The 15,466-nt window shown below is 68.8% G+C and carries 14 protein-coding genes; 7 read left to right on the plus strand and 7 right to left on the minus strand.

Annotated features, from left to right (window positions below; genetic code table 11):
• Window positions 1-40 precede the first annotated feature (40 nt).
• Together ACQGNW_RS11220 and ACQGNW_RS11225 are read right to left on the minus strand one after the other, a co-directional pair.
• Entirely contained in the window at window positions 41-877 is an 837-nt protein-coding gene (locus ACQGNW_RS11220) for a helix-turn-helix transcriptional regulator (RefSeq protein ID WP_426663248.1), read from the minus strand.
• 30 nt (window positions 878-907) lie between these two features.
• On the minus strand, window positions 908-1,465 hold the full coding sequence (locus ACQGNW_RS11225) for an N-acetylmuramoyl-L-alanine amidase (protein WP_426663249.1): 558 nt from the start codon (window positions 1,463-1,465) through the stop codon (window positions 908-910).
• A 74-nt stretch (window positions 1,466-1,539) separates the two neighbouring features.
• On the opposite strand from ACQGNW_RS11225, the gene ACQGNW_RS11230 reads away from it, so the two are divergent.
• From ACQGNW_RS11230 to ACQGNW_RS11240, 3 genes are all read left to right on the plus strand, one after another.
• On the plus strand, window positions 1,540-2,058 hold the full coding sequence (locus ACQGNW_RS11230) for an alpha/beta hydrolase (protein ID WP_426663250.1): 519 nt from the start codon (window positions 1,540-1,542) through the stop codon (window positions 2,056-2,058).
• The gene (gene rlmKL / locus ACQGNW_RS11235) at window positions 2,055-4,238 is read left to right on the plus strand and encodes a bifunctional 23S rRNA (guanine(2069)-N(7))-methyltransferase RlmK/23S rRNA (guanine(2445)-N(2))-methyltransferase RlmL (RefSeq protein ID WP_426663251.1); all 2,184 of its coding nucleotides are present in this window, start codon (window positions 2,055-2,057) and stop codon (window positions 4,236-4,238) included. Before ACQGNW_RS11230 ends, rlmKL begins: the two co-directional genes overlap by 4 nt.
• 82 nt (window positions 4,239-4,320) lie before the next feature.
• The gene (locus ACQGNW_RS11240) at window positions 4,321-4,734 is read left to right on the plus strand and encodes a hypothetical protein (protein ID WP_426663252.1); all 414 of its coding nucleotides are present in this window, start codon (window positions 4,321-4,323) and stop codon (window positions 4,732-4,734) included.
• 65 nt (window positions 4,735-4,799) lie between these two features.
• Here the strand turns inward: ACQGNW_RS11240 and ACQGNW_RS11245 are convergent, their stop codons facing one another.
• Complete coding sequence (locus ACQGNW_RS11245; RefSeq protein WP_426663253.1) at window positions 4,800-5,249, minus strand: DUF6491 family protein; 450 nt, start codon at window positions 5,247-5,249, stop codon at window positions 4,800-4,802.
• Window positions 5,250-5,431: 182 nt separating this feature from the next.
• On the minus strand, window positions 5,432-6,925 hold the full coding sequence (locus tag ACQGNW_RS11250; protein ID WP_426663649.1) for a S10 family peptidase: 1,494 nt from the start codon (window positions 6,923-6,925) through the stop codon (window positions 5,432-5,434).
• 191 nt (window positions 6,926-7,116) lie between these two features.
• Between ACQGNW_RS11250 and ACQGNW_RS11255 the strand changes: the two genes are divergently transcribed.
• The 4 genes from ACQGNW_RS11255 to ACQGNW_RS11270 all read left to right on the plus strand — a co-directional run bounded on the left by ACQGNW_RS11255 (window position 7,117) and on the right by ACQGNW_RS11270 (window position 12,158).
• Complete coding sequence (locus ACQGNW_RS11255; protein ID WP_426663254.1) at window positions 7,117-7,953, plus strand: SAM-dependent methyltransferase; 837 nt, start codon at window positions 7,117-7,119, stop codon at window positions 7,951-7,953.
• Between the two features lie 55 nt (window positions 7,954-8,008).
• Window positions 8,009-8,314, plus strand: a complete 306-nt coding sequence (locus ACQGNW_RS11260) for a hypothetical protein (protein WP_426663255.1) — start codon at window positions 8,009-8,011, stop codon at window positions 8,312-8,314.
• 20 nt (window positions 8,315-8,334) lie between these two features.
• Window positions 8,335-10,110 (plus strand): GGDEF domain-containing protein, encoded by a 1,776-nt coding sequence (locus ACQGNW_RS11265; protein WP_426663256.1) that lies wholly within the window; start codon window positions 8,335-8,337, stop codon window positions 10,108-10,110.
• 83 nt (window positions 10,111-10,193) lie between these two features.
• Window positions 10,194-12,158, plus strand: a complete 1,965-nt coding sequence (locus tag ACQGNW_RS11270) for a tetratricopeptide repeat-containing diguanylate cyclase (protein WP_426663257.1) — start codon at window positions 10,194-10,196, stop codon at window positions 12,156-12,158.
• Window positions 12,159-12,171: 13 nt separating this feature from the next.
• Here the strand turns inward: ACQGNW_RS11270 and ACQGNW_RS11275 are convergent, their stop codons facing one another.
• From ACQGNW_RS11275 to ACQGNW_RS11285, 3 genes are all read right to left on the minus strand, one after another.
• Complete coding sequence (locus ACQGNW_RS11275) at window positions 12,172-12,600, minus strand: FKBP-type peptidyl-prolyl cis-trans isomerase (RefSeq protein ID WP_426663258.1); 429 nt, start codon at window positions 12,598-12,600, stop codon at window positions 12,172-12,174.
• 94 nt (window positions 12,601-12,694) lie between these two features.
• Window positions 12,695-13,318 carry an SH3 domain-containing protein gene (locus ACQGNW_RS11280; protein WP_426663259.1) on the minus strand — a complete coding sequence of 208 codons (624 nt, stop codon included), beginning with the start codon at window positions 13,316-13,318 and terminating at the stop codon, window positions 12,695-12,697.
• An 87-nt stretch (window positions 13,319-13,405) separates the two neighbouring features.
• On the minus strand, window positions 13,406-15,232 hold the full coding sequence (locus ACQGNW_RS11285) for a 3'-5' exonuclease (protein ID WP_426663650.1): 1,827 nt from the start codon (window positions 15,230-15,232) through the stop codon (window positions 13,406-13,408).
• Window positions 15,233-15,466: the final 234 nt, after the last annotated feature.

Here is a 15,466-nt window from a genome sequence, read left to right on the forward strand (position 1 = left end):
CCATGGGCCGCCGTCGGCGGCTGTCAGGATCTTTAGCCGTTCACCGCTTCGGCGCCAGCGCGGCCTGGCGGAACTCGCTGGGCGTGCGTCCGTAGGCCTGGCGGAACGCGGCGCTGAAGTGGCTGTGGCTGGAGAAGCCGAGGTCCAGCGCCAACGCGGCGACATCCTCGCACTCGGCGACCCGGTCCAGCGCGCGTGCCAGCCGCAGGCGCAGGTGGTAGCGGTACAGCGGCATGCCCTCGACCTGCTGGAAGGCCTGGGTGAGGTAGACCGGCGAGCCGCCGACTTCCGCCGCGATCTCCGCCAGCGTCCAGCGCCGGGTGAGGTCGCTGGCCAGCAGCAGCTTGGCGCGGTCCACCAGCCGCTGCCGCGCGTGGGTGGCGCCGGGTGCATGGGTGGTGCGCGGGCCGAGGCTGCGGCACACCAGGGTCAGCGCCAGGCTCTCGGCTTCCAGGGGCTCGATGCTGCCGTGGCGCAGGCTGTGGCGCAGCAGCGCCACCAGCACCTGGGCGCGTTCGTCGATGCGCAGCGACTGGCCGTGGAACACGGGGACATCCCGCCGCTGCAACAGCGCGGCCGGCGCCAGTTCGAGCAGCAGCGGCTGCGAGACAGACAGCGACAGGCAGGCGTCGCCGCCGGTCACGGGGTGGCTGACCTGGTAGCCCTCGCCGGCGTTGAAGAACAGCACGTGGTTGGCGTCGGCCACCGACTGCGTGCTGCCCACGTGGCGCAGGAACAGGCCGCGGTAGGGGAACACCAGCTGGGTCGCCGCCGCGCACTCCTCCGCGCTGCGGTGGCGGCATTCGCCGCGGCAGTGCACGTCGTGTGCCGCGACGGTGGTCGACCGCAGCAACGGCTGGACGGTGAACTCGGGCATCGGACGCGAGCCGGGGAAGGTGGGCGCAGTCTAGCGCAGCCGTTCCAGGCCGCTGGCGGGGACGATGGCGTCCCACGGGAACAGCGGGCCGGGATCGAGCTTGCGCGGCACTGTCTTCGAAGGATCGTCGCTGGCCGCCACGCGAGCGGTGTCCAGATCCTCGTGGCCGGCGATCTGGCGCAGCTCGGGGAATTCGCCGCGCAGTTGCGCCAGCAGCGCGCGCAGCGCGGCGACCTGCGCCGCCGGGTACGGCTCGGTCATGGTTTGCCGGCGCGAATCGAACCAGTCCGGGTAGCGGCCGATGTTCACCAGTTCGATGCCGATGGATGGCGGGTTCCAGCCGCGCACGTGGTTCGCCACGCGCGTGCCGGGCACGTAGCGGTACACCGTGCCGTCGCGGTCGATGTAGTAGTGGCCGCTGTTGCCGGCGCCGCTGTCGTACAGCACCTTCTCGCCGTATTCGCGGGCGGTCGCGAGGTCGGGCAGTTCCGTGCAGTGGATCACCACCAGGGTCACCGCGTCCGCGGGGCGCTCTGGCAGTTCCGCCACGTACGGCAGGGGCTGGTCGTGGATGGCGAGCGTGGGCATGCGCGGAGTCTCGCACGGCGCCCGCTATCATGGACAACCGCGGCATGCGGCACCCACGACCCTCGGAGACCGCGATGCGCGGCCACATCATCCTTTCGCACGGCCTGGATTCCAGCCCTGGCGCCACCAAGATCAGCGCGCTGGCGGCCCGCGCCGAAGCGCGGGGCTGGCGCACGCAGCGCCCGGATTTCCGCGCGCACGACGGCAACGGTTATGCGGATGCCGTGGCGCCCCGCGTGGCGCAACTGCGCGCCGCCATCGCCGCCTGCGAAACACCGCCGGTGCTGGTGGGCTCCAGCATGGGCGCGTTCGCCTCGGCGCTGGTTTCGCTGGAGGCGCCGGTGGCGGCCCTGTTCCTGCTCGCCACGCCGCCGGCGATCCCCGGCTTCGCGCAGGCGCTGGACGTGCGTTCCGGCGTGCCGGCGATGCTGGTGCACGGCTGGCGCGACGAGGTGTGCCCGGTGTCGGCGGTGCTGGCCTTCGCCGCGCCGCGCCGGCTGCCGCTGCTGCTGCTGGACGACGACCATCGCCTGCTCGCCAGCATGGACGCCATCGCTGCGCAATTCGACGTACTGCTGGGGGCGCTGGCATGAACCGTTACTTCGCGACTTGCCCCAAGGGCCTTGAATACCTGCTGCGCGACGAACTGGCCGCGCTGGGCGCGCAGGACGTGCGCGAGGCGCTGGCCGGCGTGCATTTCGCCGGTCCGCTGGAAACCGCCTACCGCGCCTGCCTGTGGTCGCGCCTCGCCAGCCGCATCCTGCTGCCGCTGGCCGAGTTCGACGCGGCGACGGACGAGGCCTTGTATGCCGGCGTGCAGGCCATCGACTGGTCGCGACACCTCGCTGCCCACGCCACGCTGGCGGTGGATGCGCACACCGCGCTGAGCAAGCTCACGCACAGCCAGTTCGTCGCGCAGCGGGTGAAGGACGCGGTGGTGGACCAGTTCCGCCAGCAAGGCGGCACGCGCCCCGGCGTGGACACGGACGAACCCGACGTGCGCCTCAACCTGCGCCTGAAGCGCGACCGCGCCACGCTGTCGCTGGATCTCGCCGGTTCGCCGCTGCATCGCCGCGGCTGGCGCGAGCTGCAGGGCGAGGCACCGCTGAAGGAGAACCTCGCCGCCGCCATGCTGCTGCGCGCGCGCTGGCCGGAGATCTACGCCTCGGGCGGCGCCCTGCTCGACCCGATGTGCGGCTCCGGCACCCTGCTGATCGAGGCCGCGCTGATGGCGGCCGACGTGGCACCGGGCTGGCGCCGCGACTACTACGGCTTCCTCGGCTGGCAGCAGCACGACCTCGCGCTGTGGCGCGGCCTGCTGGACGAGGCGCGGCAGCGCGCCGAGGCGGGCCTCCAGCGGCTGCGCCCCTGCTTCTTCGGCAGCGATGCCGATCCGCGCATGGTGCAGACCGCCAAGCGCAATGCGCAGGAAGCGGGTGTGGCCGGCTTCCTCGCGCTGGAGAAGCGCGACGTGGCGCACGTCGAGCCGCCGGCCGGCGTGGAACGCGGCCTCGTGATCACCAACCCGCCGTACGGCGAACGGCTGGGCGAACGGGCGGCGATGCCCGCGCTGTACCACGCGCTGGGCGAGCGCCTGCGCACGCGGTTCGCTGGCTGGCGCGCCGCGGTGCTGGCGGGCGATGCGGAGCTGGGCCGCGCGCTGGGCCTGCACGCCGAGAAGAAGTACGCGCTCTACAACGGCGCGCTGGAAACCCAATTGCTCACGTTCGAGATCCGTCCGCGCGACGAGGCGCCGCGCGAGCCGAAGCCGCTTTCCGCCGGCGCGCAGATGCTGAAGAACCGGCTGGAGAAGAACCTGCGCCACCTGCGCAAGCGGCTGGCGCGCGAGGGCATCCATTGCTGGCGTGCCTACGACCAGGACCTGCCCGAGTACGCCGCCGCGGTCGACGTCTACGCGCGCGAGGGCGGCGACGCCTGGCTGCACGTGCAGGAATACCGCGCGCCGGCCGATGTGCCCGCCGAAACCTCGCGCATCCGCCTGCGCGAGATCACCCGCGTGGCCGGCGAGGTGTTCGCGGTGCCGCGCGAGCGCATCGCGGTGAAGACCCGCGAGCGCGGCAAGGGCGGCTCCAAGTACGGCCAGTTCGACCAGCGCGGCGAGTTCGTCGAGGTGGAGGAGGGCGGCCTGAAGTTCCTGGTCAACCTCACCGACTACCTCGACACCGGCCTGTTCCTCGACCACCGGCTGGTGCGCGCCAGGCTGCGCGAACTGGCCGCGGGCCGGCGCTTCCTCAACCTGTTCGCCTACACCGCCACCGCCAGCGTGTACGCGGCGGCGGGCGGCGCGCGCGACACCACCAGCGTGGACCTGTCGGCGACATATCTCGACTGGGCATCGCGCAACCTCGCGCTGAACGGTTTCACCGGCGCGAAGCACCGGCTGATGCAGGCCGACGCACTCACGTTCCTGCGGCAGGATCGCGGGCACTACGGGCTGATCTACGTCGACCCGCCCACCTTCTCCAATTCCAAGCGTGCCGAGGATTTCGACGTGCAGCGTGACCACGTGGCGCTGCTGGAAGCCTGCGGCGAGCGGCTGGCCAACGACGGCGTGATCGTGTTCTCCAACAATTTCCGCCGCTTCAAGCTGGACGAGGCGGCCCTGGCGGAGCGTTTCGAGATCGAGGACTGGAGCGTGGCGAGCATCCCGTTCGACTTCGCGCGCCGCGCCGACATCCACGGCTGCTGGCTGCTCAGGCCGCGCCGTGCACCCGAAGTCGATCCGTGGGCCACATCACGAATCAAGCGCTGAGGTTTTGCTTAGGCGAATCCTTCAGTGCGGATTAAGCGCATCGGGCCCAGCATCGCTCCCGCAATCAACGGAGGTTTCTGTCATGTCCAAGCGCAATGTCGGCAAGTGGATGGCGATCGGTCTGGCCGTGGCCGCCGCGGTGGCGATGCCGCTGAGTGCGTCCGCGCATGGCTGGGGTCACGGCGGTGGCTGGGGTCATCGCGGCGGCTGGGACCATGACGGCTGGCGCCATGGCGGCTACTACCACCACGGCGGCTACTGGAGTGGCGGCCGCTGGATCGCCGGCGCGATCGTCACCGGTGCGGTGGCCGGCATCGTCAGCGACGCGCTGGCGCCGCGGCCCGTGTACTACGCGCAGCCGCCGGTGGTCTACGGCCCGCCCACCGTGGTCTATGAAGATGCGCCGGTGGTGACGCGTCGCGTGGTGACCCGCACCGTGATCTACGACAATGGCTACCCCACGCGCTACGTGCGCGATGACGACGATGGCGATTGATCGTAGTCACTGATGCGCAAAACGAAGAGCCCGGCCAAGCGCCGGGCTCTTTTCGTTCGCGCGGGTCACGGCTTGCTGGGCTGGTTGGCGCCGCTGCCGCTGCGGCTGGCGTGCGCGCTGAGCTTGTCGAACTCGGCCTTGTCGATCTTGCGCACCGACTGGATCGGACAGGGCGGCTGGCCCAGCGCGCGCACCGACTCGCCCGCCTCGCCGCAGATGCTGAACGGGATCACCGCCTGGTTCGCGCGATTGGAATGGAACAGCAGGGTGGGCGGCCCGTAGCTCAGGCGCGGGCAGGCGACCTGGAGTTTCACCAGGTAGCGGTCGGGGCCGGTGCGGGCGGTAACCGTGCGGTCGTCGACGATGTGCCACTCGTTGATGCGGTCGGTGCGCAGGCAGTCGGCGACCGGACGCAGCGGGGTGTAGGCGGGAGCCTTCGGTTTCGTCTGGGCGGGGGCGGCGTTCGCGGCAACCGCGAACGTGAACGCGAACAGGCCGGTCAGGGCGGATTTCATGGGACACCTCATCAGGGATGTGGCGGATCGCAAGTGTGCGCCGTAGCGGCACCGTGCGCCATCATCGGTCGGTCGTGTACCACGGAAGGTGAACGCATCCCCGGAATACCCTCTCCGCGCCCCTCGACGCGGCGCCCTCCATGGCGCCTCCCCCGCATGCCCGCAGGCAGGCGGGAGCGGAGTCACTTCACCCCGTACAGCGTCTTCACGTCGTGCAGCAGGCTGGCCTGGCTGGACGGTCGCGCGTAGAACATGTGGCCGCCGGGGTATTCCTTCACCTCGACGCGGGTGGGGTCGCCCATCGCCGGCATCTGGTCGACGATCAGCACTGAGGCCATGAACGGGCAGGAAAGGTCGTCCCAGCCGTGGGCGATCAGCACACGCAGGCCGGGGTCGTTGGCCACCGCCTCGCGCAGCTGCTTCACCGAGCCGAGCCGGGCGTCATCGTCCTCGTGCCACAGCCGGTTCACGGCGTAGCTGAGCGCGTTGTAGCGGCCGTCGTACTTCCAGCCCACGGTCCGCGTGATGAAGTTCACCATCGCGGTGGTGGTGGGCGCGATGATGCCGTTGAGGATGGGGTCGCCGGTTTCCTGGTGCGGCGCATACGGGAACGGATCCCACGCGGTGACGTTGGAGTCGTAGCGGCTGCCCAGCTTGCCTTCGGCCCGATACACCTCGCGCAGATAGGCCTGCGTTTCCAGCCGGCCGCCGGAGCGCTTGACGAACAGCGGGTCGAGGCCGGTGAGCTCGGTGACCTTCCGGATCATCGCGTCGGTGGCGGCCGGGTTGCCACGGCCCTGCATCAGCGTGGTGGCGTAGGTGGTGCGGGTGTAGTCGACAATGGGCTGCATCGCCTCAGCCGTGAGCTTGTGCTCGCGCTCCAGGTGCGCGGCGGCGATGGACGGCAGGGTGAGCATCCACGGCAGCGGCGAGACGTTCCTGTCGTCCGACGCGGCCGGGTCGAGGTAGGGCGACAGCAGCACCACGCCGTTCATCGCCACGCCGAGCCGGGTCTGCAGGTAGTCGGTGATGCGCGGTCCGCGGAAGCCGCCGTAGCTCTCGCCCACCAGGTACTTGCGCGACTCCATGCGGCCGTTCTTCACCAGCCAGTCGTAGACGATGCGCGACAGGTAGTGGATGTCGGCATCGGTGCTGTAGAAGTCCCTGGTGGCCTGCTTGTCGTCCACCAGCGCACGGCTGAAACCGGTGCCCACCGGGTCGATGAACACCAGGTCGGTGAAGCCCAGCCAGGTGCCGGGGTTGTCGTGCAGCACGGCCGGATCGGAGGGATTGTCGCCCTCCACGCCGAAGTTCACCTTCTTCGGGCCGATCGCGCCGAGGTTGAGGTAGACCGATGACGCACCGGGGCCGCCATTGACGGCGAAGGTCACCGGGCGGTTCCTGCCCGGCATGGTGTAGGCGGTGAACATCACCTGCGCGATCACCTTGCCCTTCTCGTCGCGCACCGGCAGCGTGCCCACCGTGGCGGTGTATTTCAGCGTGCGGCCTTCCACGGTGGTGGACTGCGCAACGTGGGCGTCGGCGGGGAAGGGCGGCAGGTGGAAGCCGTCGCTGGCGCCCGGCGCCTCCGTTGCGGCCGGCGGTTTGGCATCGGCGGCCCGCGCCGGATGGTGGAAACCGGCCAGCAGCAGGGCTGCCAGCAAGCTCGTCTGCAGCGGCTTGCGCACGGGTCTGTCCTCGCGGGGGGCAAAGCTCGCAAGACTAGCGAGCCGCGGCGCCGCGCAACCGTGCCGTTAGGCATGGGTTGGCACGGGGCGTGCTTTCCGCAAACCCGGGTTCCGGCAGTCGCCCGCCACTCATCCGCCGCCAACCATGGCGCCACCCGGACTTGCTCTATGATCGCGCGATGATTCCAGCCGCCTCGCCATCTTCGAACGACACCCGCCGCGGCAGCCTGAGCTGTGTGGGACTGGGCATGACCCTGGGCTCCCATCTAACCCCGTTGGCGCGCAGCCACATCGTGCAGGCGGACGTGGTGTTTGCGGCGCTTTCCGACCCTATCGCGGAAGAGTGGCTGAAGCGCATGCAGCCGGACGTGCGCAGCCTGCAGCCCAATTACGCCGAGGGCAAGCCGCGCATGAAGACCTACCGCGAATGGGTGGCGCTGATGATGGTCGAGCTGCGCTATGGCAAACGCGTCTGCGGTGTGTTCTACGGCCACCCCGGCATCTTTGCCTGGTCGCCGCACAAGGTGATCGAACAGGCGCGCGCAGAGGGCTACGAGGCGCACATGGAACCGGGCATTTCGGCCGAAGACTGCCTCTACGCCGATCTGGGCATCGACCCTGGGCGCTATGGCTGCCAGCACTTCGAGGCCAGCCAACTGCTGTACTGCGAGCGGCGTATCGACACCGCGGGTTACCTGGTGCTGTGGCAGGTCGGAGTGGTCGGCAACCGTTCCGTGGGACGTTTCGACAACGGACCGGCCTATCGTGCCCTGCTGGTGGAGCGGCTGGAGCAGGACTATCCGCCCGACCACGAGGTCATCATCTACCGTGGTGCCACCCTGCCCATCGAGCGGCCGCGCATCCAGCGCATCACCCTGCGTGAATTGGCCAGGGTGTCGTTGACCGCCGAGGAAACTGTGGTGCTGCCGCCAGCCGTGACCTTGCAGCCGAACCGTGACATGCTTGAACGGCTGCAGGCGCTGGATTTGAGGGGACAGGAAGCTACGGCGACCTGAAGCGGGACGGTGCGGCACGTCAGTGCCGACCGAACATGGGGGCAGGGGGAACAACATGACCGATACGATCGAATTGCTGGAAACCATCGGTAGCGATGCGTCACTGCGCTATGCACAGGCTGACGAACTAAAGGGCGCGCTGGAGCAGGCGCAGGCGAGCGCCGGATTGTCGATGGCGGTGGCGTTGGGCGATGGTGCGCCTTTGCGCCATGAACTGGGGCTTCAGCAGATATCGGAAGCGCCCCAGATGAATTCGCCAGGCTACGGGGATGAAGAGGAAGAAGAGGACGCCCCGCTGCCGGAGCCATCCCAGCCTGATCGCTCCCCGTCCTCTCCCGCCAAGCAAGCCCTCTCGCACTGAGGGGCGACAGGTGTAGCGGCATGTCCCGTTGGACGAGCAGTCTGCGGCAATGGGCCGTCTGGGCGGGCCTCGCCAGCGGTCTGTGCTGGCGGGCGAGCCTGGCCGCCACGCCCATTGCCGACCCCGATGTCTACCTCAAGCAGACCCAGGCTCTTGCAACCACGGACCATCCGCGCTTCCTGCAGCAACTGGCATTGCTCAATCAGGAAGCATCCAGGCTAAGACCGGATCAGATGTGGCGCTTGCGGTATTCGAACGCATGGGAGGCCATGTACGAGAGCGATTACGCGAAGTCGGAGGCGCTGTTCCAGGACATCATCCAGCATTCCGATATCCCGGCCTTGGCCGATCGTGCATCTGCCATGCTGCTCAGTCAGCTCGGGCTCACTCGGCATTACACGGAAGCGTTCGAACTCGCCAATCGCATCGCGGCACGTCTGCCGCAGGTCACGGACGCGAAGGCTCGCTTGCCATTGCTGCAGAACTTGTCCATATCGCTGGGTGAGGCCGGCCAGACCGACGTGGCTGTGCACTACGCGCGCATGGCGATGGCTGCCGTTCCTGCCGGCGACAGCCTGTGCTATCCCGCTTCCGCTCTGATCGAGGCGCTCTTCGACGGTCATCGACTCAAATCCGACAGCCCGGAGTTGCAACAGGCCTTTGATGCCTGTCCCGTGGCCAGTGAACCGGTTTTCAACGCGAACCTGTGGCTCAAGCTCGCCGAGCTGCACATTGAGGAGGGGCAGCCACGCAAGGCGCTTGCCTTGCTCGACCGGATCGCGCCCGAGCTCGACGTCAACGGCTATGTTCCCTACAAGCTGGAGGCGCTGGTGGACAGGGCGAAGGCACTGGCTGCTGTGGGCGAGAATGTTGCCGCCAGGAATGCGGCCTTGGCTGCCATCGCCGCAAGGCCAGCAGGCGACTCCGGCAACTGGCTGAAAGACACCTACGAAGTCCTTTACCACATCGAGAAAAAGCAGGGCGATACCGCCGCTGCACTCGACTACTACGAGAAATACGCTGCGCTGGACAAGGCGTACCTCGACGACGTCAATGCACGCGCGATGGCCTACCAGGCGGTGCAGCAGCACGTGCTGGCGCAGAAGCTGGAGACGGAGAACCTGAGCCGGCAGAACGCGCTGCTGCGCATGCGGCAGACGCTGGACGCCAAGACGGTGGAAGCCAATCGACTGTACCTGGCATTGCTGTTGATGGTGCTGGCTTTTGCCCTGCTCTGGATGTTCCGGCTCAAGCGCTCGCAGCTGCGCTTCAAGAAGCTGTCCCACCTCGATGGACTGACCGCGGTGTTCAACCGCCAGCATTTCATGGGCGAGGTGGACCGAATGCTGCGCCTGCTGGAGAAGCGCGCCGGCAACGCTTGCCTGGTCTTCATCGACCTGGACCACTTCAAGCGGATCAACGACACCCACGGCCACGCCATGGGCGACGAGGTGCTGCGCCAGGTGGTGGTGGCCGGTCGGCAGCAGCTGCGTCCGGGCGACCTGTTCGGCCGGCTGGGCGGCGAGGAGTTCGGCATCCTGCTGGTGGGCTGCTCGCACGAACAGGGCGTGGCGATCGCCGAGCGCATCCGCAGCGCGGTCGAGGCCACCGCGGTGGAGTGCGAAGGGGCCGTCATTACGATATCCACGAGCCTGGGTCTGGCCTGTACCGGCGCCTGTGGCCACGACCTGCGACGCCTCTGCCGCGAGGCCGACGCCGCGCTGTACCGCGCCAAGCGCGGCGGGCGCAACCGGGTGGAGGCCGGTGCCGGGAATAGGGTGTCCGTCGCTGGCTGAGCGCCGCCGCTGCACGACAGCAGTTCCGCGCACATTGGCCCGCCGCCGGCGTTATGATCCCGGAATGGGGGAATCCATGATGGATGCGATTGAATCGCCGGAAGCGGCCGGCTTCACCGCGTTGCAGTGCCGGACATCGGCCGGCCGGACGGCTGGCATGCCGGCACCGTCGCACGGCGGGACGCGGTCCGTGGAACGCGGCGCCCGACCGATCGGCCATCTTCCGCTCCCGGAGTAGGGCGACCCGGCGCTCTAGCGTTCGCCCGAACGGCATGCACTGGCAATCGGACAGCTTGCGGTTGTGGCTCGCGTGGGCAGGCCTGGCGGGCTGCGTGCTCTGCCAGGCCGGGTTTGCCGCCGACGCTGTCGCCGACCCCTCCGCGCTGCTCAGGCAGACCTGGTTGTTGCCGGTCACGGATCACCCGCGATTCGTCCGCCAACTGGCCGAACTCAATCGGGTGGCTTCCCGGCTGGCACCGGATGAGCAATGGCGTCTGCGCTATCTGGACGCATGGGAAGCCATGTTCGAAGGCGAATACGCCAGGTCGGAGGTGCAGTTTCGCGACATCATCCGGCACTCCGGCGATCCGCACGTGGCCGACCGTGCGGCCGCCCTGTTGCTGAGCCAGTACGGGATTACCCGGCGCTACACGGAGGCATTCGAACTGGCCAATCGCCTCGCGGCACGCTTGCCGCAGATCACGGATGCCAAGGTCCGCTACGTGGTGCTGCTGAACCTGTCGCAATCGCTGGGCCTGGCTGGCCAGACCGACCTGGCTGTCCGCTATGCGCGCATGGCGATGGATGCCGTTCCTGCTGGAAGCAGTCCGTGCTATGCCGCCGCCGCCCTGGTCGTGGCACTCGACACCGGCCATCGGCTCAAGTCCGACAGCCCGGAGTTGCGTCAGGCGCTGACGGCCTGCCCGATGGCCACGGAACCGGTTTACAACACCGACCTGACGGTCACGCTGGCGGACCGGTACGTACAGGAGGGCCTGCCGCGCAAGGCGCTTGCCCTGCTCGGTCGGATCGCTCCCAGCGTGGACGGCAACGACTATGCCCCGAACAAGCTGTCGGCTCTGGTGGACAGGGCGCAGGCGCTGGCTGCCGTCGGCGACGACGATGGCGCCCGGAAGGCTGCCCTCGCCGTGATCGCCGCGGGAAAACCGGACGATATCGGCGCATGGCTCAAAGACACCTACCAGGTGCTCTACCGCATCGAGAATCGGCAGGGCCACGCCGCCGCGGCACTCGGCTACTACAAGAAGTACGCCGCGCTGGACAAGGCCTACCTCGACGACGTCAATGCGCGCGCAATCGCCTACCAGACTGTGCAGCAACACCTGCTGGCGCAGAAGCTCGAGACGGAAAAACTGGGCCGGCAGAACGCGCTGTTGCGCGTACGGCAGGAACGGGACGCCCAGAAGGCGGAAGCCAACCGGTTGTACCTGGCGCTGCTGCTGATGGCGCTGGCTTTCGCCGCGCTGTGGATGTTCCGGCTCAGGCGTTCGCAACTGCGCTTCAAGCAGCTGTCGCACCTCGACGGCCTGACCGCGACCTTCAACCGCCAGCACTTCATGACCGAGGTGGAGCGCACGCTGCGCCTGCTGGAGAAGCGTGCCGCCGCGGCCTGCCTGGTCTTCATCGATCTCGATCACTTCAAGCAGGTCAACGACACCCATGGTCATGCCATGGGCGACGAAGTCTTGCGGCACATCGTTGCCGTCTGCCGGCGGCACTTGCGTACTGTCGACCTGTTCGGCCGGCTGGGCGGAGAGGAGTTCGGCATCCTGCTGGCCGCGTGTTCGCGCACGCAGGGCGTGGCGATCGCGGAGCGCATCCGGCTGGCTGTCGAGGCGGCGCGGGTGGAGAGTGACGGCGTGATCGTCGGGGTGTCCGCCAGCGTCGGCGTGGCCTTCACCGACATCGCCGGCTACGACGCCCAGCGCCTGTGCAAGGAAGCGGATGCCGCGCTGTACCGCGCCAAGCGCGGCGGGCGCAACCGCGTGGTGGCCGATGCCGCGGACGACGATCTCGTCGAGGCCTGAAGCGCCGTGCGGCTCAGCGCACCCCGACCAGCTCGACGTCGAACACCAGGGCGGCGTCCGGCGGGATGGCGTCGCCGGCGCCGCGGCTGCCGTAGGCCAGCCGGGCCGGGATGATCAGGGTGCGCCTGCCGCCCACGTGCATGCCGCGGATGCCCTGGTCCCAGCCGGCGATCACCTCGCCTGCGCCCAGCGTGAAGCGGATCGGCTCGCCGTTCTCTTCCGAGCTGTCGAATTCCGCGCCGTGGTGGTCCTTCGCGTTCGCGTCGTACAGCCAGCCGGTGTAGTTCACCTGCACCGTGTCGCCGTCGCGCGCCACCGTGCCGCTGCCGACCACGCGGTCGATCTTCTGCAGCTGGGTGACCTTGCCGGCGGCCGATGCCGGCGGCGTGGCTGCGAGAGCGCCCAGCAGGATGGCGGCGAACGCGGCGGACAGACGGCGCATGCAGCGGGTTCCGGGCAACGAGGTGCGCGCAGTCTAGCGCAGTGCCCGTGGCGGCCGCGGTTCGACCGGCACGGGCGCTGACGGGGATGATGGATCAATGGTCCTGGTGGCCGTCCTTGTCCTTGTCCTTGCCTTTGGATTCGGACCTGCCGTGCGCGGGCGCGGGCTTGCCGTTGCCCGGGTGCGCGACGGGTGCGCGGGGAGGCCCGGCTGGCCGCGCTCCAGGTGGCAGGAGTGCGGGCCGTTGCGGCGGGTTGCCTCGCGGCGGGTTGCGATGCGGCGGCACCGGGCGGTACGCGGGCGGCGGAGGCGGCCGGCGCGGCATGGGGCGTGCGTACCAGCGGGTACGCTCGCGGTAGAACGGGCGATCGCGGTAGTGGCTGCTCCAGTAGCTGTTGATGACGAAGGTGACGATGGGTATGCCGATCTGCATGCCGTACCGGGGCACGAGCACATACTGGTTGTCGTAGTCGTACTGGATGAAGTTGCCGGCGACCCAGCCGCGCTCGTCCTGGAAGATCACGTCGCACCATTCCCAGCCGCTGGTGCAGCCCTGGATGTCCAGCGGGGCACCGGCCGGGATGGTGTCGATCAGCGGGTAGCCGGCGTCCGGTCCGGCGCGGAGGTTGACGTTGGCGGTGGTATAGCCCTCCACGGCCAGCGCGAGCGCAGGCAGGGCGAGCAGCGGGAACGTGGCGAGCCAGGCGGTGCGTTTCATCGAAGCTCCTCCGGTGGCGCGGAGCGTGGCGCCACGGACGGGAGCCTGCGCCCGTCCGGGTGAACCCGGCGAGACGGGCGGGCCGGCTCAACCGGGCGGCGCGAGCTGCGCCTGCACCTCGTTGATCGAGTCGCGGATGCTCTTGGAGAACACCGAGTCGAGATGGTGGATCAGCACCAGCCGTTCGGTGGCGCGGGTCATCGCCACGTAGAGCAGGCGCGCCTCGTCGACCTCGCGCTGGCCCTCGCGCGGCAGGGAGCCGAGGCCGGGAATGATCACGAACGGGAACTCCAGGCCCTTGCAGGAGTGCATGGTGAGCAGCTTCACGCTGTCCTTGACCACGAACAGCGCCTGCTTGCCGTGCTCGTCGGCGAGGCTGGAGGGGATGTCGATGCGCTGCAGCGCCTCGTGCAGCTTCTCGCCTTCCCAGCCGGCGCGGTAGATCACCGCCATCTCGCCCCAGGGGCGGCCGTGGGCGTGCTCGTCGCGCAGCTGGGCGACCAGCGCATCGAGTTGTGCGGCGGCGCTGTCGGTGCGGATCAGCTCGGGCAGCGGGCCGCGCCGCCCGGCACTTTCGGGGGCGACCAGCGGCACGCCATCGTCGTCGCTGCCGCGCGCGGCCAGCAGCTCGCCGGCGAAGTTGCGGGCCACCGCGAGGATCTCCAGCGTGTTGCGGTAGTTGAGCCTGAGGATGGTGGTGCGGCCCTGCGCCTGCACGCCCAGGCTCTTCCAGCTCAGCCGGCGACGGCCGGGCTTGCCGTAGATGTTCTGCGCGTCGTCGTACAGCACCAGCAGCGAGTTGGTGGCCGGGTCGATCATCTGCACGATCAGCCTGTACCAGTCCGGCTCGAAGTCGTGGCCCTCGTCGATGAGCACGGCGCCGTACTGGAAGCGCGGGATCTGCCCCTTGTCCACGCCCTCGATCACCCGCTCCACCATCGCCTCGAAGAAGTGTTCGCCCCTGGGCGGCAGTTCCACGTGGTAGCTGTCCAGCATGCGCCGGCACCAGCGGTGGAAGTTGTAGACCTGCACCTTGTCGCCGAGGCCGCGCTCGCCGATCAGTTGCTCCAGCCGCGCCGCCAGCGTCTTGTTGTAGCAGAGCACCAGGATCGGCCGGCTCATCGCCTGCGCCAGCTGCATCGCACGGAAGCCCAGGATCATGGTCTTGCCCGAGCCGGCTACGCCGTGGATGACGCGATGCTCGTCGCCCAGCGAGCGCGCCAGCTGCTCCTGCTGGGCATCCATCACCTTCACCAGGTCGGGGATCTCGAGTGCGCGCGCATCCTTGCCCTCGGCGGCGAACAGGCCGAACTGGCCGCTACCCGGCTCCACGCGGATCTCGGGGAACAGGTGCCAGCGCACGCGGTCGATCTGCGGCAGGGTGAGCGTTACCGGAAACACCTGCGGGAACATCGCCCACAGCCGTTCCTGCAACGCCTCGGCGTCGACCGTCTCGTACAGTTCGTCGCGGCAGATCGCGAGATGGCCGGGGATCACCGCGTCCAGCCCGCCCTCGTCGAACTGCCTGCGCGTGATGTTCGCCAGCACCGCGCCCCAGGCCCAGGGCATCACCAGCTTGCCGGCGTGGCGGTGGCCTTCCGGGAAGCGCAGCGCCGGGTCGCGCTCCAGCACCACGCCGATCTCCAGCGCGTAGGCGCGGGCCTGCAGCAGCGGGTTCGTTTCCTTCGCCAGGCCGCGCTCGGTGACCAGGGTGAACTGGGTCCTGTCGGCCTGGCGGATGGTATCGGCCTTCCAGTCCTTCACCTCCAGCACCAGCAGGCCGCGGCGCGGATGGAACACCACGAAGTCGGGGCGGCGCTGCCTGAGGCCGATCGGCACGTCGTACCAGAGCAGGTAGTCGTCCTCCAGCTTCTGTTCCAGCCGTTCGGACACGCGCTTCTCGCCGCCGGTCATCCGTGGCAGGCAGCTGTTGCGGGAAGGTATGAGCGTGGCCACTGGCGTCCCCCGGTCGATCCGCCGGAAATTAGCGGAAGCGGCGGATATGCGCAAAAGGACTTTGCGTGCCGCGAAAGCCTGTGTTATCACTGGCCTCCCATGACCCACACCGCCTGCCAGTACTTCTGGTTTTATGGCTACCGCAAAGCGCTGGCGGAGGCGTGGGTGTGTTTGTCATGAAGTCCTGAGACC

This window comes from Rhodanobacter aciditrophus (assembly GCF_050026795.1).
GTDB lineage: Bacteria > Pseudomonadota > Gammaproteobacteria > Xanthomonadales > Rhodanobacteraceae > Rhodanobacter_A.